The 23,809-nt window shown below is 62.4% G+C and carries 21 protein-coding genes and 3 tRNA genes; 14 read left to right on the top strand and 10 right to left on the bottom strand.

The annotated features are described in order from the left end of the window. Positions 1–390: 390 nt before the first annotated feature. Complete coding sequence (locus DKK67_RS17330) at positions 391–1,362, bottom strand: GGDEF domain-containing response regulator (RefSeq protein ID WP_111497771.1); 972 nt, start codon at positions 1,360–1,362, stop codon at positions 391–393. A 233-nt stretch (positions 1,363–1,595) separates the two neighbouring features. Here DKK67_RS17330 and DKK67_RS17325 point away from each other — a divergent pair, with 233 nt between their 5' ends. Then, entirely contained in the window at positions 1,596–2,078 is a 483-nt protein-coding gene (locus tag DKK67_RS17325) for a YajQ family cyclic di-GMP-binding protein (protein WP_111497770.1), read from the top strand. Between the two features lie 76 nt (positions 2,079–2,154). Beyond that, the gene (locus DKK67_RS17320; RefSeq protein WP_228160687.1) at positions 2,155–3,507 is read left to right on the top strand and encodes an AmpG family muropeptide MFS transporter; all 1,353 of its coding nucleotides are present in this window, start codon (positions 2,155–2,157) and stop codon (positions 3,505–3,507) included. Positions 3,508–3,529: 22 nt separating this feature from the next. On the opposite strand, the gene DKK67_RS17315 is transcribed toward DKK67_RS17320, so the two are convergent. Together DKK67_RS17315 and DKK67_RS17310 are read right to left on the bottom strand one after the other, a co-directional pair. Further along, positions 3,530–3,832 carry an MGMT family protein gene (locus tag DKK67_RS17315; protein WP_111497933.1) on the bottom strand — a complete coding sequence of 101 codons (303 nt, stop codon included), beginning with the start codon at positions 3,830–3,832 and terminating at the stop codon, positions 3,530–3,532. A 16-nt stretch (positions 3,833–3,848) separates the two neighbouring features. Further along, complete coding sequence (locus tag DKK67_RS17310; protein ID WP_111497768.1) at positions 3,849–4,610, bottom strand: SDR family oxidoreductase; 762 nt, start codon at positions 4,608–4,610, stop codon at positions 3,849–3,851. Positions 4,611–4,746: 136 nt separating this feature from the next. Here DKK67_RS17310 and DKK67_RS17305 point away from each other — a divergent pair, with 136 nt between their 5' ends. From DKK67_RS17305 to gspD, 6 genes are all read left to right on the top strand, one after another. Beyond that, on the top strand, positions 4,747–5,253 hold the full coding sequence (locus DKK67_RS17305; RefSeq protein ID WP_111497767.1) for an FxsA family protein: 507 nt from the start codon (positions 4,747–4,749) through the stop codon (positions 5,251–5,253). Positions 5,254–5,420: 167 nt separating this feature from the next. Further along, positions 5,421–5,711, top strand: a complete 291-nt coding sequence (groES, locus tag DKK67_RS17300) for a co-chaperone GroES (RefSeq protein WP_111497766.1) — start codon at positions 5,421–5,423, stop codon at positions 5,709–5,711. Positions 5,712–5,782: 71 nt separating this feature from the next. Continuing rightward, the gene (gene groL, locus DKK67_RS17295; RefSeq protein WP_111497765.1) at positions 5,783–7,435 is read left to right on the top strand and encodes a chaperonin GroEL; all 1,653 of its coding nucleotides are present in this window, start codon (positions 5,783–5,785) and stop codon (positions 7,433–7,435) included. Positions 7,436–7,737: 302 nt separating this feature from the next. After that, positions 7,738–8,532 carry a type II secretion system protein N gene (locus DKK67_RS17290; protein WP_111497764.1) on the top strand — a complete coding sequence of 265 codons (795 nt, stop codon included), beginning with the start codon at positions 7,738–7,740 and terminating at the stop codon, positions 8,530–8,532. Between the two features lie 9 nt (positions 8,533–8,541). Beyond that, a complete protein-coding gene (locus DKK67_RS17285; RefSeq protein WP_111497763.1) occupies positions 8,542–9,387 on the top strand; it encodes a type II secretion system protein N in 846 nt (281 codons plus the stop codon). A gap of 88 nt (positions 9,388–9,475) precedes the next feature. Continuing rightward, complete coding sequence (gene gspD / locus DKK67_RS17280) at positions 9,476–11,431, top strand: type II secretion system secretin GspD (protein ID WP_111497762.1); 1,956 nt, start codon at positions 9,476–9,478, stop codon at positions 11,429–11,431. A gap of 25 nt (positions 11,432–11,456) precedes the next feature. Here the strand turns inward: gspD and DKK67_RS17275 are convergent, their stop codons facing one another. The 6 genes from DKK67_RS17275 to purE all read right to left on the bottom strand — a co-directional run bounded on the left by DKK67_RS17275 (position 11,457) and on the right by purE (position 19,063). Continuing rightward, the gene (locus tag DKK67_RS17275) at positions 11,457–13,427 is read right to left on the bottom strand and encodes a M48 family metallopeptidase (protein ID WP_111497761.1); all 1,971 of its coding nucleotides are present in this window, start codon (positions 13,425–13,427) and stop codon (positions 11,457–11,459) included. 18 nt (positions 13,428–13,445) lie between these two features. Beyond that, a complete protein-coding gene (locus DKK67_RS17270) occupies positions 13,446–14,033 on the bottom strand; it encodes a LemA family protein (protein WP_111497760.1) in 588 nt (195 codons plus the stop codon). A 15-nt stretch (positions 14,034–14,048) separates the two neighbouring features. Further along, on the bottom strand, positions 14,049–16,115 hold the full coding sequence (locus DKK67_RS17265) for a putative bifunctional diguanylate cyclase/phosphodiesterase (RefSeq protein ID WP_111497759.1): 2,067 nt from the start codon (positions 16,113–16,115) through the stop codon (positions 14,049–14,051). A 399-nt stretch (positions 16,116–16,514) separates the two neighbouring features. Then, on the bottom strand, positions 16,515–17,099 hold the full coding sequence (locus tag DKK67_RS17260; RefSeq protein WP_111497758.1) for a superoxide dismutase: 585 nt from the start codon (positions 17,097–17,099) through the stop codon (positions 16,515–16,517). Between the two features lie 280 nt (positions 17,100–17,379). After that, entirely contained in the window at positions 17,380–18,495 is a 1,116-nt protein-coding gene (locus DKK67_RS17255) for a 5-(carboxyamino)imidazole ribonucleotide synthase (RefSeq protein ID WP_111497757.1), read from the bottom strand. Positions 18,496–18,571: 76 nt separating this feature from the next. Continuing rightward, the gene (gene purE / locus DKK67_RS17250) at positions 18,572–19,063 is read right to left on the bottom strand and encodes a 5-(carboxyamino)imidazole ribonucleotide mutase (RefSeq protein ID WP_111497756.1); all 492 of its coding nucleotides are present in this window, start codon (positions 19,061–19,063) and stop codon (positions 18,572–18,574) included. 208 nt (positions 19,064–19,271) lie between these two features. Here purE and DKK67_RS17245 point away from each other — a divergent pair, with 208 nt between their 5' ends. The 6 genes from DKK67_RS17245 (at position 19,272) to DKK67_RS17220 (ending at position 22,122) form a co-directional block, all read left to right on the top strand. Further along, a complete protein-coding gene (locus DKK67_RS17245; RefSeq protein ID WP_162628865.1) occupies positions 19,272–20,171 on the top strand; it encodes a hypothetical protein in 900 nt (299 codons plus the stop codon). Between the two features lie 124 nt (positions 20,172–20,295). Beyond that, positions 20,296–21,144: a DUF2846 domain-containing protein gene (locus DKK67_RS17240; protein WP_111497754.1), complete on the top strand. Its 849-nt coding sequence runs from the start codon at positions 20,296–20,298 to the stop codon at positions 21,142–21,144. 189 nt (positions 21,145–21,333) lie between these two features. Next, positions 21,334–21,669, top strand: coding sequence for a hypothetical protein (locus DKK67_RS17235; protein WP_162628864.1), 336 nt, complete (start codon positions 21,334–21,336; stop codon positions 21,667–21,669). Between the two features lie 168 nt (positions 21,670–21,837). After that, positions 21,838–21,913 (top strand) — tRNA-Val (locus tag DKK67_RS17230). A 44-nt stretch (positions 21,914–21,957) separates the two neighbouring features. Further along, positions 21,958–22,034, top strand: a tRNA-Asp gene (locus tag DKK67_RS17225). A gap of 12 nt (positions 22,035–22,046) precedes the next feature. After that, positions 22,047–22,122, top strand: a tRNA-Val gene (locus tag DKK67_RS17220). Positions 22,123–22,227: 105 nt separating this feature from the next. On the opposite strand, the gene DKK67_RS17215 is transcribed toward DKK67_RS17220, so the two are convergent. Next, entirely contained in the window at positions 22,228–23,637 is a 1,410-nt protein-coding gene (locus DKK67_RS17215) for a 3-oxoacyl-ACP reductase (protein ID WP_111497752.1), read from the bottom strand. Positions 23,638–23,809: the final 172 nt, after the last annotated feature.

Below are 23,809 nucleotides of genomic sequence, written 5' to 3'. Positions count from 1 at the left end.
TTGATAACGGATCGGCGCTTTCGGATCAACGGCTGATGACCTGCGTGGAGACGCAAAGACCTGCTGGCGTGTTGAAATTAGGGGAACGATTGACGGCGGGGGAGGTTGCTGCGTTACCGGCGGGTTAAATAGCCGGCAATAAAAAAGCGGCCTGGATACCCAGTCCGCCTGGAAACATAAGGAAAGAACGAAAGTGCCTGAAAAATTCGTTAATCCGCTGGATGTGACCCCATTAACCGACGGAGGGACTTCTGACTCTCCAGACTGCATCCTTGGAGGACTGCTCACTCCTCCGTCGTGGGGGGATACTGCTTACATCCACGATTGAAATAGTAAGGCTGGCCCGCTCTGAAGTCTGTGTGTGAAGTGTGTACCGTTGTAACGAAATGTTCAGGCTATCTCCGGTACCCGGGCGCGAACTTCGGTGAACAGGCGGGTTTCGTGGGCGTTGGCCAGACCCTGGCTGGCGGCCTGCTGTACGGATTTGACGCCGGGGCCGGGAAGCTGTCCGTCGCAACGGCACAGGACCATGTCGGCCTCCAGCGAAATGTAGCCCACGGAGGTCTTCAGGGCCTGGTGGTTGATGCCGTCGTGAATGCGCCGGAAGGTGGCGGTGGTGCAATGTTCCGGGTTGTCGAAGTAGGCCACGATGGCGAACTGGTTGTCGGCGATCCGGCACAGGCTGTCCATCGGCCGAATCAGGTGCTCCAGGCGCTGGCCGATGGTGGTGGCCAGTTCCTTCATGGTAGACGGCAGGTACTGGGCCTTGAGGGTGTTCCAGTTGCGGATTCCTACCAGCAGGTAGGCGCAGGCGCCGCCCCGACTGTCCGCCTGGCGTAGGCAGCGCTCCAGTCGGTCGCCGGCGTAGTTGTTGTTATACAGGCCGGTTTCCACGTCCACGATGTTGCGGGCCTGCAGCTCCTGATTGCGCCGCTCCAGCAACGCGTTGTTGCTGAGCAGGGAGTTCTGGCGGTCGGTGATGCGGTCGGCGGCGAATACCCGCGGCAGGAGCTGGCGGTTCATCTCGGACTTGTAGACGAAGTCGTCGACGCCGCGGTCGAAGGCTTCGGCCAGGGCCTCGACGCTCTCCCGCGCCGTCAGCAGCATCACGTAGGTGTAGTGGTGTTCCTGTTCGTCGATCTGCCGCACCCGGTCGGTCAGCTCAAGGCCATCCATCTCGGGCATCAGCCAGTCGGCAATCAGCAGGCCTACGGGGCGCTGCTCCATCAGCTCCAGGGCCTGAGGCGCATTATGGGCGATGCGCACATCGTCGTAACCGGCTTTGGCAAGGGCGCGGCTGACCACCATGCTACTGAATTTGGCGTCGTCGACGACGAGGATGGGCAGGTCGAAATTGGGCATGTTGACTCACTACGTGTCACGGTCCGATCCATGGTGCGACCGCCAGAGCAAGTTGCTATCCTAGCGGCCGGTAGAAAAGCGCCGCTCCGTCCGATGGGCGTGTCGCTGTCCGAGTATTTCGCGGCCATTATAGCCACAATTTGTGACTGTGCTGCGGTCTGATTGGCAAACCTGCGAATTCATGGCTGATGAACCCGATACACCAGTCGGTTCGCACATCTGGAGCTGACATCATGCCGTCCTTTGATATTGTTTCCGAAATTGACATGCACGAAGTCACCAACGCGGTGGACCAGGCCCGGCGCGACCTGGGCAATCGCTGGGATTTCAAGAACGTGGAGGCGGGCTTCGAGCTGGACGACAACGGCATCACCGTCAGCGCCGAGCAGGATTTCCAGCTCGAGCAATTGATGGACATGCTGCGGATGGCGTTCGCCAAGCGTGGCGTCGATACCCGATCTCTGGTGGAAGGGGAGGACTCCCACTCTGGCAAGCTGATGCGCAAGCACTTCACCTTGCGCCAGGGCATTGAAACGCCGGACGCCAAGAAGATCGTCAAGCTGATCAAGGACGCCAAGATGAAAGTCCAGGCCAGCATTCAGGGCGACAAGGTGCGCGTTACCGGCAAGAAGCGCGACGACCTCCAGGGCGCGATTGCCCTGATCAAGGAATCGGAGCTGGAGCTGCCGCTGCAGTTCAACAATTTCCGCGACTGACGGAGCCTTTGCCATCACTCCCCACGCCCGGCGCGATGCCTTTTTCGAGGCCCTGAAGACGTTCACCCAGTGGCAGGTGGTGGCCATGCTGTTCCTGGGGTTCTCGGCCGGGCTGCCGTTCCTGCTGGTCTTCTCCACCTTGAACGCCCGTCTGGCGGACGTGGGTGTGGAAACCGCCACCATCGGTTTCTTCAGCTGGCTGGGGATCACCTATTCGGTCAAGGTGTTCTGGGCGCCGGTGGTGGACCGGGTGTCCCTGCCCGTGCTCGATCGACTGCTTGGCAAGCGCCGCAGCTGGATGCTGCTGGCCCAGTGCGGGATCGCCGTCGGGCTGTTCCTGATGGCGCGGATCGATCCGGTCGCCGCACCCACCCTGATGGCGCTCTGCGGGTTGCTGGTGGCGTTCTCTTCCGCCACCCAGGACGTTGCCATCGACGCGTACCGCATCGAGATCGCCGAACCCCGAATCCAGGCGGCCCTGGCGGCGGCCTACATCTTTGGCTATCGCGTGGCGCTTCTGGTGGCGGGGGCTGGAGCCCTGTATCTCGCGGAGTTCTGGTCCTGGCAGATCTCCTACGATGTGATGGCGCTGCTGGTAGGCGTCGGAATTGCTACCGTCCTTGTGGTGCGCGAGCCCAGGGTCAACCACCATGCGGCTGCGGCGGATCTGGCGCACCGGGTGGAGGAAGAGGTGATGCGCCGTGGGCATCTGTCGCCGCGAATGGCCCGGATGACCGGCTGGTTTTCCGCTGCTGTGGGCGGTCCCTTCCTGGACTTTTTCCGGCGCTATCGCGACCTGGCGCTGATGATCCTGCTGCTGGTGGCGGTCTACCGCATTTGTGACATCGCCATGGGCGTAATGGCCAACCCGTTCTATCTGAATTACATGGGCTTCTCGAAGACCGATGTCGCGGATGTCACCAAGGTGTTCGGGTTTTTCATGACCATCCTGGGGTCGGGGGTGGGGGGGCTGCTGGTGGCCCGCTACGGCATCCGTCCGATTCTTCTGATCGGCGCGATCCTGACCGCGGGCAGCAACCTGCTGTTCATGCTGATCGCCCAGTATCCGCCGGATATCTGGACCCTGGCGCTGGTGGTCAGCGCCGATAACCTCAGCGGCGGTATCGCCAACGTAGCCCTGATTGCCTGGCTTTCCAGTATGACTAGCGCTTCGTTTACCGCCACCCAGTACGCGCTGTTCAGCTCGCTGATGACCCTGCCGGGCAAGTTCATCGGCGGCTTCTCCGGTCTGGTGGTCGAGGGGTTCGATTACGGCGGGTTCTTCCTGATCTCGGCGGCAACCGGCCTGCCGGCCATTCTGCTGTGCCTGTACATGATGCGGCACGGCAAGCGGCTGGACGCGCTGGCGCCCGCCAAGGAAGCGGCGGAGGGCGATCAGGACGGGGCGGCCCAGCAGCGGCCAGCCTAGACCGACGGAGTCAGGGGCGGCGTCAGGGCTGCCAGCGGAACCGGGGCATCGAGACCTTGCCGTTGCGCACCAGCACACCTTCCTCGGTCAGCCGCCGACTCTGGAAATGGAAACGGTTGGAGTCCGGCGGGAAGGCGATGCGGCCGTCCTGCTTCAGCACCCGGTGCCAGGGCACGTCGGACCCTTCCGGCAGCTGTCCCATGGTGCGCCCCACGAAGCGCGCCAGCCCCTTGAAGCCAGCCAGCTCCGCCACCTGGCTGTAGCTTGCGACGCGGCCGGTCGGGATGGCGCAGACCACCTGCCAGATGATCTGCTCCCGGGTCATGCCGGCGTCGCCGGAATCAGAGCCGGAGGGCACCGTCCACCTCGATCATGCGTCCGGACAGGTAATCGTTCTCGAAGATGAAAGCGGCCGCCGAGGCGATCTCGTCCGGTGAGCCCATGCGCTTGAGCGGAATGCCGGCCGTCATCTTCTCCAGCGCCTCCGGTTTCATGGAGGCGGTCATCTCGGTTTCGATAAAGCCGGGCGCGATGCCCATGGCGCGGATGCCGTAACGCGCCAGTTCTTTGGCCCAGACCGGCACCAGCGCAGCGACGGCGGCCTTGGCGGCGGAGTAGTTGCTCTGACCCATGTTGCCGGCGCGGGAAATGCTGCTGATGTTGATGATCACGCCCGGGTCGCCGTTCTCGATCATCTTGCTGGCCGCTTCCCGGCCGCACAGGAACACGCCGGTGAGGTTCACGTCGATCACCGCCTGCCATTCGGCCAGGGACATGCGTTTGGCGATCTCCCCGTCCTTCGCCTTGACCATCAGCCCGTCACGCAGGATGCCGGCGTTGTTGATCAGCCCGTTGAGCTGTCCGAAATCGGCGACGATGGCGGCAAACGTGGTCTCAACGTCGTCCTCCTTCGCCACGTTGCAGGTGTAGGCGCGGGCGTCGCCACCCGCCGCCTGGCACGCGGCGACAGCGTCATCCAGCTTTTCCGGCAGCAGGTCGATCAGCGCCAGTCGGGCGCCCCGGGCGGCCAGGTACTCGGCCATGGCACGGCCCAGACCCTGGCCGCCACCGGTGATTGCAATCACGGAATCTTGAAGTTTCATGCTCTGCCCTAATTGTTTGTTGTGGGATGGTTATGCCGGCGCGTGCGCGTTAACCGGGCACATGACGAGCGGCAGTATATCAGAGGGGCTTTGGTGAGCATGGCCCCGTTTACACACAGCAATTGAGGAGCCTGACATGGGTTTCCTGTTTTTGGGATTCATTGCGCTGCCCATCGTCGAGATGGTGGTCCTGATCAAAGTGGGCGGCATTATCGGGGCGTTGAATACGGTGGGGCTGGTTCTGCTGACTGCCGTCATCGGTGCCGCTCTTTTGCGTCAACAGGGGCTGTCGACCTTGTTCCGGGCCAACCAGCGACTGAACAGCGGCGAGCTGCCCGCCCGCGAGGTGGCCGAAGGGCTGATCCTGGCGGTAGGCGGCGCGCTGCTGTTGACTCCCGGTTTCGTCACCGACACGGTTGGCTTCCTGTGCCTGCTGCCGTTCACCCGACAGTGGCTGGCTTCCAAGGCCCTCAAGCGGATGGTGGTGGCCGGGTCGTCGAGCAGTCAGTTCCATTTCCACATGGGCGGCCAGAATCCCTTCGACCAGGGGCGCCCGAAGGATGACGATATCATCGAGGGGGAGTACCGCCACGAGGACGACGGGAAGCCTTCGCAGGAGCGGGATTGGCTGGAAAAAAAGTGAAAAATTTTTCGCCACGGGGAGTTGAAATGTAGGTGCAAACCCCCACATAAGGATCACAAGTTTGCTGAGGGTCACGAAGATCCTGACAAAACAGGCGCTTACGAGCCCCAGCGTTTTGAGCAAACCTCATTGCCAATGACAATCTGACTATTTGGAGAAACCGAGCAATGAAAATTCGTCCGCTACACGATCGTGTTGTCGTACGCCGTAAGGAAGAGGAAGAGAAGACCGCTGGCGGTATCGTCCTGCCCGGCAACGCCAAGGAAAAGCCGTCCCAGGGCGAGGTGATCGCCGTTGGTAACGGTCGCGTTCTGGACAACGGCGAAACCCGTGCCCTGGCGGTCAACGTCGGTGATACGGTGGTGTTTGGTCAGTTCGCTGGTAACACCGTGAAGGTTGACGGCGAAGATCTGCTCATCATGAACGAGAGCGATATCTACGGCGTACTGGAAAGCTAAGTCCGGTTCCCACGTTTAACCCGATATTCGACGACTGGTTTAACGAATAAACGATCACAGGAAAGACAACTATGGCAGCTAAAGACGTTAAATTTGGCGATTCAGCCCGCAAGCGTATGGTTGCAGGCGTCAACATTCTGGCTGACGCGGTTAAAGTGACTCTGGGCCCGAAAGGCCGCAACGTGGTTCTGGACAAGTCCTTCGGCGCACCGACCGTCACCAAGGACGGCGTTTCCGTTGCCAAGGAAATCGAGCTGAAAGACAAGTTCGAGAACATGGGCGCCCAGATGGTCAAGGAAGTCGCTTCCCAGACCAACGATACGGCGGGCGACGGCACCACGACCGCGACCGTACTGGCCCAGTCCATCGTTAACGAAGGTCTGAAAGCGGTTGCCGCGGGCATGAACCCGATGGACCTCAAGCGTGGCATCGACAAGGCCACCACCGTTGCGGTCAAGTCCATCCGTGACATGGCCAAGCCCTGTGACGACAGCCGCAACATCGCCCAGGTCGGCACCATCTCTGCCAACGGCGACGAAACCATCGGCAAGATCATTGCCGACGCCATGGAGCGTGTTGGTAAGGAAGGCGTTATCACCGTCGAGGAAGGCCGTGGCCTGGAAGACGAGCTGGACGTGGTTGAAGGCATGCAGTTCGATCGCGGCTACCTGTCTCCGTACTTCGTCAACAACCAGGACAGCATGACCGCCGAGCTGGACGATCCGTACATCCTGCTGGTGGACAAGAAGATCTCCAACATCCGCGAACTGCTGCCGGTGCTGGAAAGCGTCGCCAAGGCAGGCAAGCCGCTGATGATCATCGCCGAAGACATCGAAGGCGAAGCGCTGGCGACCCTGGTCGTCAACAACATGCGCGGCATCGTCAAGGTTGCTGCTGTGAAGGCGCCTGGCTTCGGTGACCGTCGCAAGGAAATGCTGCAGGATATCGCCATCCTGTCCGGCGGTACCGTCATCTCCGAGGAAGTGGGTCTGACCCTGGAAAACGCTTCCCTGGATGATCTGGGTACTGCCAAGCGCGTCAACATCTCCAAGGAAAACACCACCATCATCGATGGCGCGGGTGCCGAGGCGGATATCGAAGCGCGCGTTGAGCAGATCCGCAAGCAGATCGAAGACAGCTCTTCCGACTACGACAAGGAAAAGCTGCAGGAGCGCGTTGCCAAGCTGGCTGGCGGTGTTGCCGTCATCAAGGTTGGCGCCGGTTCCGAAGTGGAAATGAAAGAGAAGAAGGCTCGCGTTGAAGACGCGCTGCACTCCACCCGCGCTGCCGTTGAAGAAGGCATCGTGGCCGGTGGTGGCGTGACGCTGATCCGTGCCCTGGCGGCTCTGGACAGTGTTGCGGCTGAAAACGAAGAGCAGAAAGCCGGCATCAACATCCTGCGTCGTGCGATGGAAGCGCCTCTGCGCCAGATCGTCACCAACGCTGGCGGTGAAGCCTCTGTGGTTGTCGACAAGGTCCGTCAGGGCGAAGGCAGCTACGGCTACAACGCGGCAACCGAAGGCTACGGCGACATGCTCGAGATGGGCATCCTCGACCCGGCCAAGGTGACCCGCTCCGCGCTGCAGGCAGCCGCTTCCGTTGCCGGTCTGATGATCACCACCGAAGCGATGGTGACTGACGAGCCGGAAGACGAGAAAGCTGGCGGCGCCATGCCGGACATGGGTGGCATGGGCGGAATGGGTGGTATGGGCGGCATGATGTAAGCCGGCCGTCACCTGACGCCTGACCGCTTAAGGTCGCAAAAGCCCCGCGTTTCGACGCGGGGCTTTTTTTTGCCGTTTTGTTTCATCTCAGCGTCATGACAATATGCTTTGATAACAAAGTATTGGCGATGTTTCAGGCGCCTTGCTGACCGCCGGTCCGGCCTGCTGGCGTCGATTGCCGGAATTGCATCGTCGTCCTGACTCATGGACGGGGTTATTGCGTGCGTCATGCACTTATATCAGGGGTCTGATAGACTCCAGAGCACTTGCGTGAGGACGCGTCGACTGATTGTACGAACCCTATGGCCGCACATCCCGAATCCCGATTTCTCCGCCCCGGCAAGGTGATTGCCCTGCTTGTACTGGCGTTGCTGGTCTACGCCGTGGCCCTGGTGGTGTGGGTGCCAGCCGGCTGGGCCTGGCACATGGGGCGCAGTGCGATTGAACTGCCGCCGGGCGTCCAGGTGGAGCGGGTCTCCGGCCAGCTCTGGAACGGGGCGATCCAGGGGCAGGTCATGGGGCATTCGGTCCAGGCCGGTTGGCAGCTCGAAGGTCTGTTTGCCGACGGTGGCTTCCTGCCCCTGTCCTGGCAGCTACAGACGCCGGCCTCCCGTCTGGAAGGGGCGCTTCTGGTGACCGGCCGGCAGTCGGGGGAAGTGTCGGCGCGAGGCCGTATCAATGTGGCGGAATTCAGCCGGGAAATCCGGCGCAGCGGCGGGGCCATGATCGACGGTGACATCTCCGTCGATCGTCTGAACGCGGCCCTGAAAGATGGGCGACTGACCGAGCTCGCCGGTCTGGCGACCTGGCCCGGCGGTGAGGTGTCATGGCCGCAAGGCGGTGGTCGTCAGTCGGCAACGCTGCCGCCGATGCAGGCCCGGCTGGTTCGGGACCCGGGGGCGGGGCAGGTGGATCTGCTGATTTCCAGCACAACCAGTCCGGACCCGGTGATCGCCGCCACGCTCCAGCCCGACGGCATGATGCGCATTGAGCTGTTCAAGCGCATGCTGGATATGGTGAACCAGCCCTGGTCGGGTAGCGCGTCGCCCGGGGACGTGGTGTTCAGTGTCCGTCAGCGCGTGCTGCCGGCAGGGTAGGGCTGATTCATGGCATCCATTCAGGGTATCGCATCGTTCAATGGGCTGCCGCGCTGGCTGGCCAATCTGCTGTTGATCGGCCTGGTCGTCTACGCCGCGTGGTTTGCCGGCCGTCTGACCTGGCTGGCGGTCTGGTCCGATCCGCTGGCGCCGGGGATTCGTGCGACGGCGTCCGCGATGGCCAGTGCCGCGCCCGGCTCGCGTACGCCACTGGCCGCCTATGATTTATTCGGGCGACCGGAGACCGGCACCCCGGTTGCTGCGGTGGTCAAACGCAGCGCTCCGGAGACGAACCTGCGAATGACGCTGGAAGGCGTCGTGGTGGCAACGCGTGGCGCCGACTCCGGTGCTATAGTTGCAGGAACTGACGGTACAACGGCGTACTATCACGTCGGTGACATCATGCCCGGTGATATCGAGCTGGTGGAGGTGGAATCCCACAGGATCCTGATCCGGCGTAATGGGCAGGTCGAGTCGCTGGCCTTTGAAGAGGACGGGACAGGCGGTATGGTGTCGCAGTCCACCGAAGCCGACTACGATTCGCCGGAAGCGTTCGTTGACGATGCGCGGGAGCAACTGGCCCGTGACGGCGATCAGGCGCTGGCGCGTTACGGTCTGCAGCCAGTGACGTCCGGTGCCGCCCAAGGGTACGTGTACGACGGCTCCAATCCCATGTTGTCGGCCCTGAACCTGCAGTCCGGCGACGTGATCACGGCGATCAATGGCCAGCCGTTAGGCGACATTGAGCAGGACCGGGCCCTGCTGGACGGCGGTTGGCGTGAGCAGGAGCAGATCCAGGTGGAGGTCATGCGCGACGGCACGAGCTTCACCGTGAATTATGCGCTGCCGCAATAATGACATCCGGCGCCGGTATAAAACGATTATAAGAAAGGGCGAACACGACGCTCGCCACAGATTCTCAGTTACAGGAAAACAGCACCGCATGACACATCTGAAGACGCCACTGATCCGGGTTCTGGTTCTGGTCCTGCTGCTGCCGCTCAGCGCGGCGGTACACAGCCAGGAAGGCACCTGGAAGCTTAACCTCAAGGACGCCGATATCCGCGCTTTCGTGACCCAGATCGCGGACATCACCGGTTACAGCTTCGTGGTGGACCCCCGGGTCAAGGGCAAGGTGACGGTGTTGTCCTCCGCGCCGATGAACAAGGCCGAGATCTACGACCTGTTCCTGGCGGTGCTCCAGGTGCACGGGTTCACCGCCATCCCGGGCGAGGAGGTCATCAAGATCGTCCAGCAGGTGGACGCCAAGCAGTCGGCCGAATCCCTCAAACGCTTCGAATCCCTACCCTCCGAGCAGCTGATCACCAAGGTTATCCAGGTCAACAACGCCAACGCTCTCGAACTGGTGCCAATTCTGCGCCCGCTGGTAGCCAAGTACGGTCACCTGGCCGGTGTTGCGGCGGCCAACGCCCTGATCGTCAGTGATCACAGCGCCAACGTTGATCGCATTGAAGGCATCGTTAAGGAGCTGGACAGTCCGTCCAAGTACGAAGTGGAAGTGATCCAGCTGGAGGAAGCCTGGGTGGGCGACATGGTGCGCCTGCTGCAGGAACTGGCACCGTCTGAGCTGGGCCAGAATGCCAACGAATCCGCCAACAAGTACAGCGTCACCGCCGACGAGCGCAGCAACCGGCTGATCCTGCGCGGTGATGAGAACTTCCGTGAGAAAATGCGCGAGCTGATCCGCAAACTGGATCAGCCTTCGGCCTCGGGCGGCACCACCAAGGTGATCCGTCTCAAGCACGCCGACGCCGAGTCCCTGGCCGAGCTGCTCAAGGGCGTCATGGGAGAGGTTGCCAAGGAAACCCAGCAGGGCCAGTCGTCCAGCGGCGGTGGTTCGGGTAACACCTCCGGCTTTGCCATCTTCGCTGACGAGGGTCTGAACGCCATCGTGGTGCGTGGTGAGCCGTCGATCATGCAGGAAGTGGATGCCGTGGTGGACGCGCTCGACGTACGCCGGGCCCAGGTCATGATCGAAGCGGCCATCGTCGAAATCAGCGACGAGGTAGGCAAGGACGTCGGGGTTCAGTTTGGTGCCGGCAGTGAGGATACCGGGGTGCTGGGCACCAACTTCGGCAATGTCGGCCTGAGCCTGGGAGAGGTCATCAGCTCCGTGGTATCGGACGAGTTTGTGGCACCCTCAACCGGAGGCGCGTCGATTGGGTTTGGCGACCAGAGCGACGGCGGCTTCACCTGGGGCGTGCTGATCCAGGCGCTGTCCAACTCCACCGCCGCCAACCTGCTGTCCACACCGAGCATCATCACCCTGGACAATCAGGAGTCGGAGATTGTGGTGGGTCAGAACGTACCGTTCGTCACCGGGTCGACCACCACCACCAGCGACGGGGTGTCGAACCCGTACCAGACCATTGAGCGGCGCGACGTCGGCTTGACCCTGAAAGTGACGCCGACCATCAGCGAGGACGATTCGGTCAAGCTGATTGTCGAGCAGACCACCGAAAACATTGCGGACAGCGTGGAATCCGCGTCCGACCTGGTTACCAACAAGCGCCAGATCAAGACCACCGTGCTGGCGGACGACGGCGAGACCATCGTCCTGGGTGGGTTGATCCGGGAAGACTACAGCGTCTCACGCAGCAAGGTTCCGCTGCTGGGCGATATTCCCTACCTGGGCGCCCTGTTCTCGTCCGAGTCGGAAACCAAGATCAAGCGCAACCTGCTGGTGTTCCTGCGGCCCAAGATCCTGCTGGAAAAGGCCGACACTGTGGCGGTGACCGACGACAAGTACCAGGGACTGTGGAACCTGCACCTGGGGATGCGCGAGAAAGGGACCGCCGAAGACATCGGCCCTCGTGAACGGCCGCCCATCGACGGCCTGTTTGAACGTAACCGGCTGCGTCCGCCCGAGCAGGACTGAGGGGCGACCCGCCGCTGAGCCGGTATCAGCCTGCCTGGCTGACCGGCAGCGGTGGCATGGGGCAGTCGAGCTGATCGGCGACCAGTCGCAGGATTTCATACTCCCGAACCACCACCTGACCATCCCGCAGGATGCAGTGCCCGCAGGCATCGATGATCGCCGGTTTGAGCATCGGCGACAGGCCCCGCAGCTGATTCAGCGCCTCCAGAAGTTCCCGCGAGCTGACCTTCTGTCGCAGCGGCCCCAGACTCACTGACTGACTCTCGAAGCCGGCGATAGCCTCCTGGTAGCAGGCTTCTGCCTCCTCCGCTGTCTCGGTGGCTGAGCGGGCTGCCAGGCTCAGCAGTGTGCCCAGACTCGCTGATACATCCGCGAAGCGACGGTAGCGCACCCGGTCCGGGCGACGGCCGGCGGGGGTCAGGTGACGCCGGATAAAGCTGAGTAGCGCAAACTCGAACAGGGTCACCCGGCCATCGGACCGGGCCAGACGTCCCATCACCGCTTCCAGCGTTTCCCGTTCCTGTGGATCGAGCTTGCGCAGAGCCGGCATTGCCAGCTCCAGGGCAGGCAGTCGGATGGCGTCGCCCAATGCCTCCAGGGTGGGATAGAAACGGGCCATCATATCCTGGTCGAGAGCCAGGGCCGCCTGCTCCGGCGAGTGTTGCAGCGCAGCGGTCCGTTCGGCGTCCGACATGTCGTGGAAGATCAGGCTGTAGCAGTACTGGATCGCCCCGGTGCGGGTGTAGAGCAGGGTGCGGACGTTGTCTGGCAGCTGGGTCAGCAGACGCTGGGCGTAGGCTTCGTTGGCCGGAGTCACCGCGCCAGCACTTTCCGACAGGCGCGTGCCGGAGGCGAGAGGTGAGGTGCGGGCGCCGATCACTGGCTCGGTCAGGGCGCTCAGACCCGCCTGGAGACTGGCTCCGCCTGTTGCCGTCGAGGATACGCCCGGCGATGGCTGCGTGGGTTTGATGTCGTCGCGGCGGCGGTTGCGAAAGCGTGCCAGCAGTGCCGGATCGATGGCGTTGATGCGTTCCTCCAGCGGCGGGTGGGACGCCAGCCAGCTTGCGAAGCGCATGCGCACGGTTTCGCTGAAGCACATGTGGTTCACGTCGCTGGCGTGGCTGGTGGTCTGGAAATAGCCGCTGGTCTGGCCGATGCGGTACAGCGCGCTGGCGATGCCTTCCGGGTTGCGGGTGAACTGCACCGAAGAGGCGTCGGCCAGCATTTCCCGCTGGCGCGAGATGGCCGACTGGATCAGGCGCCCGAAAAACAGGCCGATGTACCCCACCAGTATCAGCGCCAGGCCGATGGCGATCATGGCACCACGTCCCTTGTCGTCCCGGGAACTGGTGTAGCTGCGCCGGCCGGCACTGCCCAGCAGGAACTGGCCAATTTGCCCGATCATCAGGATGCCGGCGAGCAGCGCGATCAGCCGCACGTTGATGCGCATGTCCGAGTTGAGGATATGGCTGAACTCGTGGGCGACGACACCCTGGAGCTCGTCTCGCGAGAGTTGGGTGAGGGTGCCGTGGGTTACCACCATGACGGCCTCGCTGGCGCTGTAACCGGCGACAAAGGCGTTGATGGCGGTTTCGTTGTCCATCACGTACAGGTCCGGCACGGGCACGCCACTGGCGATGGCCATTTCTTCCACTACGTTGCGCAAACGCCGCTCGTCCGGATCCTGGCTGGACGGGTCCAGTTGGCGCGCCCCCACCATGCGGGCGACGCGATCGCCGCCGCCGGCGAGGTCGATCCAGCGGAACAGCGAGCCGAAGCCGACGACGGCCACCACGGCAATGGACGTGTAGATGCCCTGCTTGGAGATCAGCCAGGCGCCGAAATGCGGCACCGGTTCGATATCGCGGGTTGCCAGATAACCAATCAGGTCCACCACCAGGGTGATCAGGACCACGGCAACGGTGAACAGGAGGACCAGCAGCGATGTGTTGCGGCGGGCGCGCTCCTGCCGTTCAAAGAATCCCAGTTTCTGCATGCTCGATCAGACCTTTGGTCAGAAGCTGACTTTCGGCGCCTGACGGGCTTCCGGATTCTCCAGTTGCAGCTGCTCGCTGGGCTTGAAGGCAAAAAAGCCCGCGATCACGTTGTTGGGGAATTTCTCGCGGTAGGTGTTGTACACCATGACCTCGTCGTTATAGGCCTGACGGGCGAAGGCGACGCGGTTCTCGGTGCTGGAGAGCTCTTCCATCATTTGCTGGACCGTCTCGTTGGCCTTCAGCTCTGGATAGTTTTCGGCCACGGCGTAGAAGTTGGCCAGGGCACGGGACAGCATGTTCTCGGCGGACGACAGTTTCTGGATGCGCTGGCCGTCGGCCGGGTCGCCGGCGGCGTCTTTCTGGGCCGACACTGCCTGGTTGCGGGCTTCCATGACTTCGGTGAGGGTGTTGCGCTCATGAGCCATATACGCCTTGGTGGATTCCACCAGGTTGGGAATCAGGTCGTGGCGGCGCTGGAGCTGGACGTCGATCTGCGAGAAGCCGTTCTTGAAGCGGTTGCGCAGGGACACCAGCCGGTTGTAGATGGCGATAACAAAGATGACTACGGCGGCAATGACCGCCAAGCCGATGAGCGTCGTCGTCATGGAAATTCCTTGCTGTCAGTTTTCGGTTGAGTTGGCTGTGATTTTACGGTGAAACGAGGTGATGAAACTGGCGAAGTCGTCGGGTTTCAGAGGTTTGCTGAAATAGTAGCCCTGGGCGAGGTGGCAGCCGCGGTTGTGCAGGTAGAACTCCTGTTCCTCGGTTTCCACGCCTTCGGCGATGACGTCCAGGTTGAGGCTCTTGCCGAGGTCGATGATGGTATTGGCGATCCGGGTGTCTTCTTCGTTGACCAGCAAGTCGCAGACGAATTGCTTGTCGATCTTGAGATGCTGGACCGGCAGGCGCTTGAGGTAGGTCAGTGACGAGTAACCGGTGCCGAAGTCGTCCACGGCAATGTTGATGCCCTCGTTGCGCAGGCGCACCAGTTTTTCGATGGCGCTGTCCAGGTCCTCCATGAAGCCGGTTTCGGTCACTTCCAGCTCCAGCCGGCCCGGCGGGATGGCGTGCCGGCGCAGGGTGGTGAGCACCGAGTCCACCAAGTCGTCCTGGCGCAGCTGTACCGCCGACAGGTTGACCGCGATGCGGATCGGCATCCCCTGGCTGGCCCAGCGGGCGGCTTGGGCACAGGCTTCGTCCAGCACCCACTGGCCGATGTCGACGATGGAGCCGCTCAGTTCCGCCAGGGGAATGAACTGGTCGGGTGGAATCGGGCCGTGCTCGGGATGGTCCCAGCGCAGCAACGCCTCGGCGCCGATGATGCGCCGGCTGTCGAGATTGATCTGGGGCTGGTAGACGAGGTGGAACTCACCCTCGGCCAGGGCGCGATACAGGTCCCGTTCCAGCTGCTTGCGGTCGCGGATCTTCTGGTCGACGCTGGCGACGTAGAACTGGAACTGGTTGCTGCCGTTGGTTTTGGCCAGGGTCATGGTTTGCTCGGCCCGTTGCAGCAACTGCTCGCTGTGTTCGGCGTCGTCGGGGTACAGGGCGATGCCGATAGTGGCGGTCACCGCAATGTCCCGACCGGCAAGGCGCACCGGGCGGGCCACCTGACGCTGCAGCCACTCCGAGGTGGCGGCGCACTGGTAGCCATCCTTGAGGTGCTGCTCGACCACGACGAACTGGTCGCCCCCCAGGCGTGCCGCGACCAGCGGGCCATTGGGGCCGTCGCCGCTGAGCCGGTCAGCTATCGTCTGCAGCAGTTGGTCGCCCATGTGGTAGCCGTTCTGCTCGTTGATGCTCTTGAAGTCGTCGACGCCGAAGCAGAACGTGGCCAGGGTGTCGCCGCTGCGTCGGTGCTCTTCCAGGGCAGTGCCCAGCATGGCCAATAGCAGCTCCCGGTTGGGGAGACCGGTCAGTTTGTCGTAGCGGGACAGCCGGTTTACCCGGGCTTCCGCCTCGGCCTGCTTCTCCTGGTTCTCGGTGATGGTCACCAGCAGGTTGTTGGTGGCGTTCACCCACAGCCCCAGTTCGTCGTTGCGGTGACCCTGGGGCATCTCCAGCAGGGTGTCTCCGGGATGCTCCGGGTCCACCCGTGAAATGGAGTTGATGATCCGGAACAGGGGGCGGGTCAGCAGGATGTGGAAGACGAAGAACAGCACCAGGCCCAGCACGATGGCCCGGGCAATGCCGGAAAGGAAGGTGAGGGTGGCCCGCTCAAGCCAGGAGGCGGCGCTGTAGACGGTATCCACGCTGACTTCCAGGTAACCGTACACCACCGGTGATTCGGTGCCCCGGGTCAGCTCGACGCGGTAGTGCCGTTCCGGTCCGAAGATGGGGTCGGTAAGCGATCGATAGTCAGCCGGCAGGAGGATGCGGCTGTTCTGGGCCAGGATTTCGCCGTCGGGGTGTGTGATGCTGGCGGAACGGATGGCGGGCTGTTCGAAGAGACCGTCGACCACCTGCTGGGCCAGGTCCTCATCGATGCTGTAAACCGCCTGACTGGCGGCATCGCGGATCAGTGACAGGGTCTGGTTGGCCTGCCGGTCCAGGTCATCGGACACACGGTTGGCGTCGACAATGATCTGTGCGGTGCTCAGGACGATGCCGCTGAGCAGCGCGACCAGCAGAACCCAGCGGAGAATGCGATAGCCGAGGCGGTGTTCTATCTGAAACTTTTTGGTCATTATCCAGCGCTTAATGGTGTATCGGGCTGTTCCTTGCGGTCCCTACGTCAATGCCCACCGTTGGACGCTCTTTATGCAGGAAGCGACAAGCGCCGTATGGCCATCGCAACGCCGATGGCGCCAGGCGCGTCCGACTGTCTGGGGCGGGCGGATCCGTGGCGGAAACAGCCATTCCCTGCAACGCTCGGGGCAGGCTTGGGTCCCCGTTATTGAAAGGGCTGGATCGACGCTCCATTCCCGGCGATTACCAATCTGTAACCTGTTAAATAGCTGTATAAGCGGCCAAAGTCCAGTATTGGCCGGTAAAGGTTTGCAACAAAAAACGCCCGCTCCAGGGGAGCGGGCGTTCTTGTGCGTCAACAGGCCGGTCCCGCAGGACCGGCTTGAGACAGGGTCCGGTTAGCCGGCCAGGTTTTCGTTGACGAAATCCCAGTTGACCAGGTTCCAGAAGGCTTCCAGGTAGTTCGGGCGGGAGTTGCGGTAGTCGATGTAGTACGCGTGCTCCCAGACGTCGACCGTCAGCACCGGCTTGTCGTCACCGGCCACCGGAGTGTCGGCGTCGTCGGTGTTGACGATAGCAACGCTGCCGTCAGCCTTCTTGACCAGCCAGGTCCAGCCGGAGCCGAAGTTGCCGGCGGCTTTTTCGTTGAATTCCTTCTTGAACGCGTCGAAGGAACCGAAAGTCTTGCTGATGGCTTCGGCTGCGGCGCCTGTCGGCTCACCACCGCCGTTCGGGCTCAGGCAGTTCCAGTAAAACGTGTGGTTCCAGACCTGGGCGGCGTTGTTGAACAGGCCACCCGGACCGGCGCTCTTGATGATCTCTTCCAGAGACTTGTCCGCGTTCTCGGTGCCTTCAACCATCCCGTTCAGCTTGGTGACGTAGGTCTGATGGTGCTTACCGTAATGGTATTCCAGGGTTTCCTGAGAGATGTGCGGCTCAAGTGCGTTCTTTTCATACGGCAGTGCCGGAAGTTCAAATGCCATGAATAGGTCTCCCTCGTTTCTCTCAACAGTTATTTCACGATTTATTTCGAACGCAACGCGCGATACAGCCTGCGGCGTTGGCGTTCCGGTCGTTTCGTGGTTTGCAGAGCTTAACACCCTGGATGGGGCGAATCCACGTCCTAACATATTGGGGTCACGCGACTTTTTTCAAGGGGGCGATGTGCAGCCCGGGGCAGGGGGATGATCGGGAGCAAGGTGGTGGTGGCGAAGGTCACGCCGGCCGGGTTGCGGATGCGCCCCGGCCGGGTGATCGGATGTCTCAGGAGCGGGTCAGTGAACAGTCCAGCTCCGGCGTGCCGGGCAGGAAAGTGGCGCAGTTGCGGGCGCGCCAGACCAGTTCCTCGTAGCTGTCGGCCAACACGTTGACGTGGCCCAGTTTGCGGCCGGGGCGTTCCTGCTTGTTATACAGGTGCAGGTGAGTGTAGGGCAGCTTGAGGATATCGGCGATCGAACCGTGCTCGCCGATGATGTTGACCATGCAGCTGACACCGCGGGGGCTGGTGTCGCCCAGAGGCAGTCCGGAAACGGCGCGGATATGGTTCTCGAACTGGCTGGTGAAGGCGCCTTCCATGGTCCAGTGGCCGGAGTTGTGGACGCGTGGCGCCATCTCGTTGGCCACCAGGCCATCGGCGGTTTCGAACAGTTCCAGGGCCAGCACGCCGACGTAGTCCAGCTCGTTGAGTAGCGTGCGGATGTAGCGTTCGGCGTCTTCCCGGATGTCGGGGTTCAGGCGCGGTGCCGGGGCGATGGAATAGCGCAGAATGCCCTCGCTATGGACGTTTTCCGCCATGGGGTAGAACGCCAGTTCACCGTCGATGCCGCGTGCGGCAATGATGGACACCTCACGCTGGAAATCGACGAACTTCTCGACGATCAGCCGTTCGTGGCCGATGCTTTCCCAGGCTGCGGCGGCCTCGTCCGGGCTGCGCAGGACCGCCTGGCCCTTGCCGTCATAACCTTCGGTGTTGGACTTGGCGACCACCGGGCAGTCCAGTTCCTCGGCCGCCTTCTTCAGGGTCCCGGCGCTGTCGGCGATGCGCCATTCCGGAGTCGGGATGCCCAGGCTGCCGAACAGGGTCTTTTCCGCTTCCCGGTTCTGGCACACCTGAAGGGCGCGCGGTGACGGGTATACCGGCTTCTCCCGGGCGATGCTTTCGGCGACCTCCACCGGCAGATGCTCGAACTCGTACGTTACCCGGTCGACGCGGGACAGGAAGTCCTTGAGGTATTCATGATTGCGGTCGATGATGACCTCGCCAAGACCGGCACTGGGACTGCCGGACAGGTCGTAGAAGACAAACTCTTTGGCCAGGGGGTAACCGGAAAGGGCGAGCATGCGCCCGAGTTGTCCGGCGCCAAGTACACCAATACGCATGTGTTACTCCGGTAATGGTCGAGCCGGGACGGGCAGGCCGTCCCGGCTTCGGGTTGAATCGCTGCGCCGGGCCGTATTACTCGGCCCGGGGGTCCGGGTTGTCCAGTACAGCCTGGGTCTGGGTGCTCCGGAATTGTTCCACCGCATCGCGGATATCCGCATTATTGAGCCCCAGGATCTGGGCGGCAAGCAGGCCGGCATTGGTCGCGCCCGCCTTGCCGATGGCCAGGGTGCCGACAGCCACGCCGCCGGGCATCTGCGCGATGGACAGCAGGGAATCCAGACCGTTGAGTGCCTTGGACTGGACGGGAACGCCCAGTACCGGTAATGGCGTCTGGGAGGCGACCATGCCCGGCAGGTGCGCGGCGCCACCAGCGCCGGCAATGATTACCTGAATGCCGCGTTCAGCGGCGGTGCGGGCGTAGTCGAACAGCAGGTCCGGAGTGCGGTGGGCGGAAACCACCTTTGCTTCGTAGGTGACGCCAAGCTTCTCAAGCATGTTGGCGGCATGCTCCATGGTCGGCCAGTCCGACTTGGAGCCCATGATAAGACCAACTTGCGGCTGCATAAGCAAGGTCCCGGTGTGTTAAAAAGAAGCGATGCATTGTATGCACTGCCTACAGGCCTTGCAAATCGACGCAGGGCCCGGAACTTTGGCGCTCGGCGCGCTGAATCGATAAGATCACGACCAGATTGCAAGATGGTTAACGGATGCCTGGCAGCCTGGGTAGCCGGTGACAAGAATCTGTTTACAAGACAGTCAATTGGGGACACGTATGGAACCAATACGTCCTGAACGGGATGAAGTACGGGCGGGCAAGCCGCAGAAGCAGGAGCGAAAGGAAAAGAAGACGCCCTCGTCGAATTCGACGCCCGAGATAGCCGTTACGCGCGCTAATGGCAAAGGCGGCATGGCGCCGCTGCTGCTGATTCTTCTGATCCTGGCGATCGCCGCCGGTGGTTGGGGCTGGTACAGCCAGAAACAGCAGATCGACCAGCTTTCCGAGCGCCTGCAGGAGGCCGATTATTGGGCGCGGCAGAGCAAGCTGGCGCTGGCGCGCTTCGAAGGGCAGCTCAGTGAGACCGGCGAGAACCTGGAGCAGAAGGACTCCACGCTGGACGATCTGCGCAAGGAGGTGAAAACCGCCAACAGCGAGATCCGCAAACTGTGGGCGGTGGCCAACGAGCGTAACAAGGAAGCGATCAACGCCAACAAGGCGGCGCTGGCCTATCTGGAGGAAACCACCAGCAATCTGAAAAATGACCTGGGTGAGCAGGTGAAGTCGATGCAGGGGAACGTCGACGAACTGGCGTCCACCGTCGAGGCGCGCGCCGAAACGGTGGCCGGCTTGCAATCCCGGCTGGATGACCTGCAACCGCGCCTGACCGAGGTTGAGAAAACCGCCGAAGGCATGAGCGACACGGTGACCCGGCGCCTGGAACGCTTCGGCCGCGAGCAGGACCTGGCCCGGCAGGAGTTGGTGGCCCGCGTCGATAGCCTGGAGAACGGCAGCGGCAATATGGGCTCGCTGGAGAATCAGTTGTCGGCCACCCAACAGCGCCTGTCCGAGATCGAGAACGCCATCGATGCGATCGACGCGGCCAGGGCGCAACTCAACTCGCGTCTGATCCGCCTGGATGAGGCGGTCACCAGTCTGCGTCGCCAGGGCGGCTGATGCGGAAGGGCGTTATTGGTCCAATGTAACTTTTTGTAGTCATCCCTTGCGCCAGGTCTCGGTTTGCCGGGCCTGGCAGGTGCTACGATCCGGGCGTTACCGGGTCTCAGGGGGATGACTCACCATGCGCCACGCCGTACCGGCACCCGCCTTCTTTGCGTTACTGCTCGCCATTGGGCTCGGCGGGTGCTCCATTCACCAGTCCATCGGCAAGAGTACCGGGGCGTTCCTGCATCCGGTTTCTGGCCCTGATTTCGTCCATATCGCCAATGATCACTGGGATCGCCAGCACCACGCGCTGATCTATTTCTACCGCACCCATTCCCAATGGGCCGCGGATGAGATCGAGGCGCCCAGTGTCTATGTGGACGGCGAGCATTACTTCAATATCCGCAACGACAGCTACACCTGGCTGGAGGTGGCGCCGGGCACGCGCCATATTATTATCCGGCGACCGCTGCTGGGGCTGGAAGGCATTAACGATTTTGATCTGAGCCGTATTGCCGACGCGCAGCTGGATGTTGTGGCCGGGCGCGTCTACTACCTGCGCTACAACGAGCTGGAACCGCCCGACCGGTCGTTTCCCGATCTGGAGGCGGATCATCCATTGGCGTCCGGCCAGCTCCAGCGCGTGTCACGGGATTTCGCCATGAGCGAGCAGGAGCTGATGACCACCCAGTTCCTGGAGAGCGATCTGCTGGCACCCAACCACGCCGCGGTATCGATCGTCGAAGCCAACCAGGATATCGACTACGAGCGTCGCCGCGAGGCCCTGGAGGCCGCCCGGGAGGCGGAGATCGAAAGCCTGAAGGCCGCTGGCGCCTACGATGAGGCGCCCTGGTACTGGCCATTCGGCGGCGGTCCCACCCGGCCGCTGGAGAGCGACCGTCAGTTGGAGGCGCTCGAAAGCCACTACGCCGCCATCCTTGAGGAGCGTGAGGAGGCCGACGGCGGAAGCTGGTGGCCGTTCTAGAACGGCACGGCGATCGACTCGCGGTGTTGACGCCGGAGCGTTTTATTCATGCCAATGACGCGTCTTTGTCCGCCGCTAATCTGTGACAGCGCTTAAACACCCTTGGCGCGCTTTTCCGGCCTGTCTAGACTGGGAGGTAAGGCGTAGTGGTTTCAGGTGGTCACGGCTGACAATAACAACGGTGGAACGATGGCACTAAAGGACGCACTCGGCGCGCGTGTGGAGTGGGCACGACGTCGCCTCGAACGATTGGCCCCGTCTCTCAGGGAGCGGGTGGGGGAGCAGGTCCAGTCCCTGCAAACCCGACTCGATGATTTGAACCGGCGTCTCGCCGAAGAGGCCGTGCCGGAAGAGCGCAAGAGCAGCGTGGGCCGGCTGGCCCTGGAGCGCAAGGCTGCCTCGGCGGCGCGGCGGGCCAGCCAGATGGTTGGCGCGGGGCGGCGGGTCGCCGGCAAGGCCTCCGCCGGACGGAAGCGCTCTTCGGGCAAGACCCGCCAGACAGGGGACGATGCCGAGTCCTCCTGACAACGGGCTTTTTTCGACGCCCTTGAGCGCAATTTAACCAGTTGAGTTTGATTCAAAAAAATCCCGAAAAAGTATTTGACAGTCCCTCTGAAATGCTTAAAATGCGCGTCTCATCTGGATGACACAGCACACGCCGCAAGGCAAACGCTGTTCCATCCACGCTGGACTGGGTGGTTAGCTCAGCTGGGAGAGCATCGCCCTTACAAGGCGAGGGTCGCAGGTTCGATCCCTGCACCACCCACCAATTCAGCGCTTGATCGGCACCCCACCGATTGATGGATGATACGCGGAGCGGTAGTTCAGCTGGTTAGAATACCGGCCTGTCACGCCGGGGGTCGCGGGTTCGAGTCCCGTCCGCTCCGCCATTTTCTTTCCCCGGGTGGTTAGCTCAGCTGGGAGAGCATCGCCCTTACAAGGCGAGGGTCGCAGGTTCGATCCCTGCACCACCCACCATTTTCCTGTTCGTACGAGCTCTGCCTACAGCGTGTGAAAACGCCTGTTGGGCGGTTTTTCGTGTCTGTCGGAAAATCCCCGGCCGCAGCCAGGGATTATTCGGTCCTATTTGCCGATCAGCGACTGGCCGCACACCCGCACCACATTGCCGGTCACGCCGGACGACTGAGGGTGGCAGTACCAGCCGATGGTCTCGGCCACATCCACCGGGTGCCCGCCCTGGGACAGACTGTTCATGCGCCGGCCCGCCTCGCGCATGGTGAAGGGCATGGCCGCCGTCATTTGCGTCTCAATAAAACCGGGTGCCACGGCGTTGATGGTGATGCCGTTCTTCAGGCTCCGGGCCATGGACTCCACATAGCCGATCACGCCGGACTTCGAGGTCGCGTAATTGGTCTGGCCGAAATTCCCCGCGATACCGCTGATGGAGGAGACGCAGACGATCCGGCCGTTGTCGCGAATCAGCTTGCGCTTGAGCAGTTCCTCGTCGATCAGCTCCTCGGCGGTGAGGTTGACGGCGATGGCCATGTCCCAGAAATGCTCCGGCATGTTGCCCAGGGTCTTGTCCCGGGTAATGCCCGCGTTGTGCACCACCATGTCGATGCCGTTTTCCTGTTTTTCCATGAAGTTCGCGATCTGGGCCGGTGCGGCGGCGTCGGTGATGTCGCAGCTCAGCGGCTTGCCGCCGATGCGCTGGGCAACGGCGTTCAGGTCGTCTGCGGCGGCCGGGATATCCAGCACAACCACGTTGGCGCCATCCCGGGCCAGGGTCTCGGCGATGGCGGCGCCAATCCCGCGTGCCGCGCCGGTCACCAGGGCGGTCTTGCCGGCGAGGGGCGCGCTGCTCTTCGGAGCCTTGGTGTCGATATCCGACTTGCCGATTTTAACCACCTGGCCGTCCACGTAGGCCGATCGCGGCGACAGGAAGAAGCGCAGGCTGGAGTCGATGCGCTCCTCGGCGTTGGGGGCGATCCAGATCAGGTTGGCGGTGGCGCCCTTGCGGCCGACTTCTTTGCCCACGCTGCGCACGAAACCTTCCAGCGCCCGTTGCGAGGCCGCCTGGGCCGGCTTGCGGCACGTATCCGGATCCTGTCCGATGACCAGCACCCGGCCGTTGCCGGCCAGCTTGCGAATTACCGGATGAAAAAAGTCGTACAGCGCCCGCAGGTCGGCGGTATCCTTGATACCGCTGGCGTCAAATACCAGCGCGGAGAAACGTTGGTCGATGCTGCCATCGATCGCCAGTGGTCGGGCCTTGCTGCCAGCCTTGGCGGAATCGGCCAGTCGGTCGTTGCCGCTGGCGTGATAGACATTGGCGGGGCTGGTGGCCAGCACGCTGCCAACGACCCCGGCTGCACGAGGATTGGCCGCGGCGCCCACCAGCACGTCGCCCTCGATGAACGGCTGGTCGGTGCGCTGCCAGCGCTTGAGAACCACGGGGGAGGGTAATCCCAGCGTCGAGACGGTGGATTTGCCCACCGATGTGTTCACGAATTTGAGGTAGAGGTCGGACATAGCGATTTCCCTTTTTCTTTTACGTCTGATCGTCTGTGAGTGTCGGATGCGGTGTCGCGCCATGACCGGGTACGATGGTCCTGACGCGTCCCGGATGGAAATCATGGTAGGGGAATTGGCGATCCATGGATTGACTCAATGCGGTCCGGCCCTTGTCAGGCCTGCCAATGAG

This window comes from Marinobacter bohaiensis, from assembly GCF_003258515.1.
In the GTDB taxonomy this organism is placed as follows: Bacteria; Pseudomonadota; Gammaproteobacteria; order Pseudomonadales; family Oleiphilaceae; genus Marinobacter_A; species Marinobacter_A bohaiensis.
This window is presented reverse-complemented; position numbering and strand designations above follow the sequence as displayed.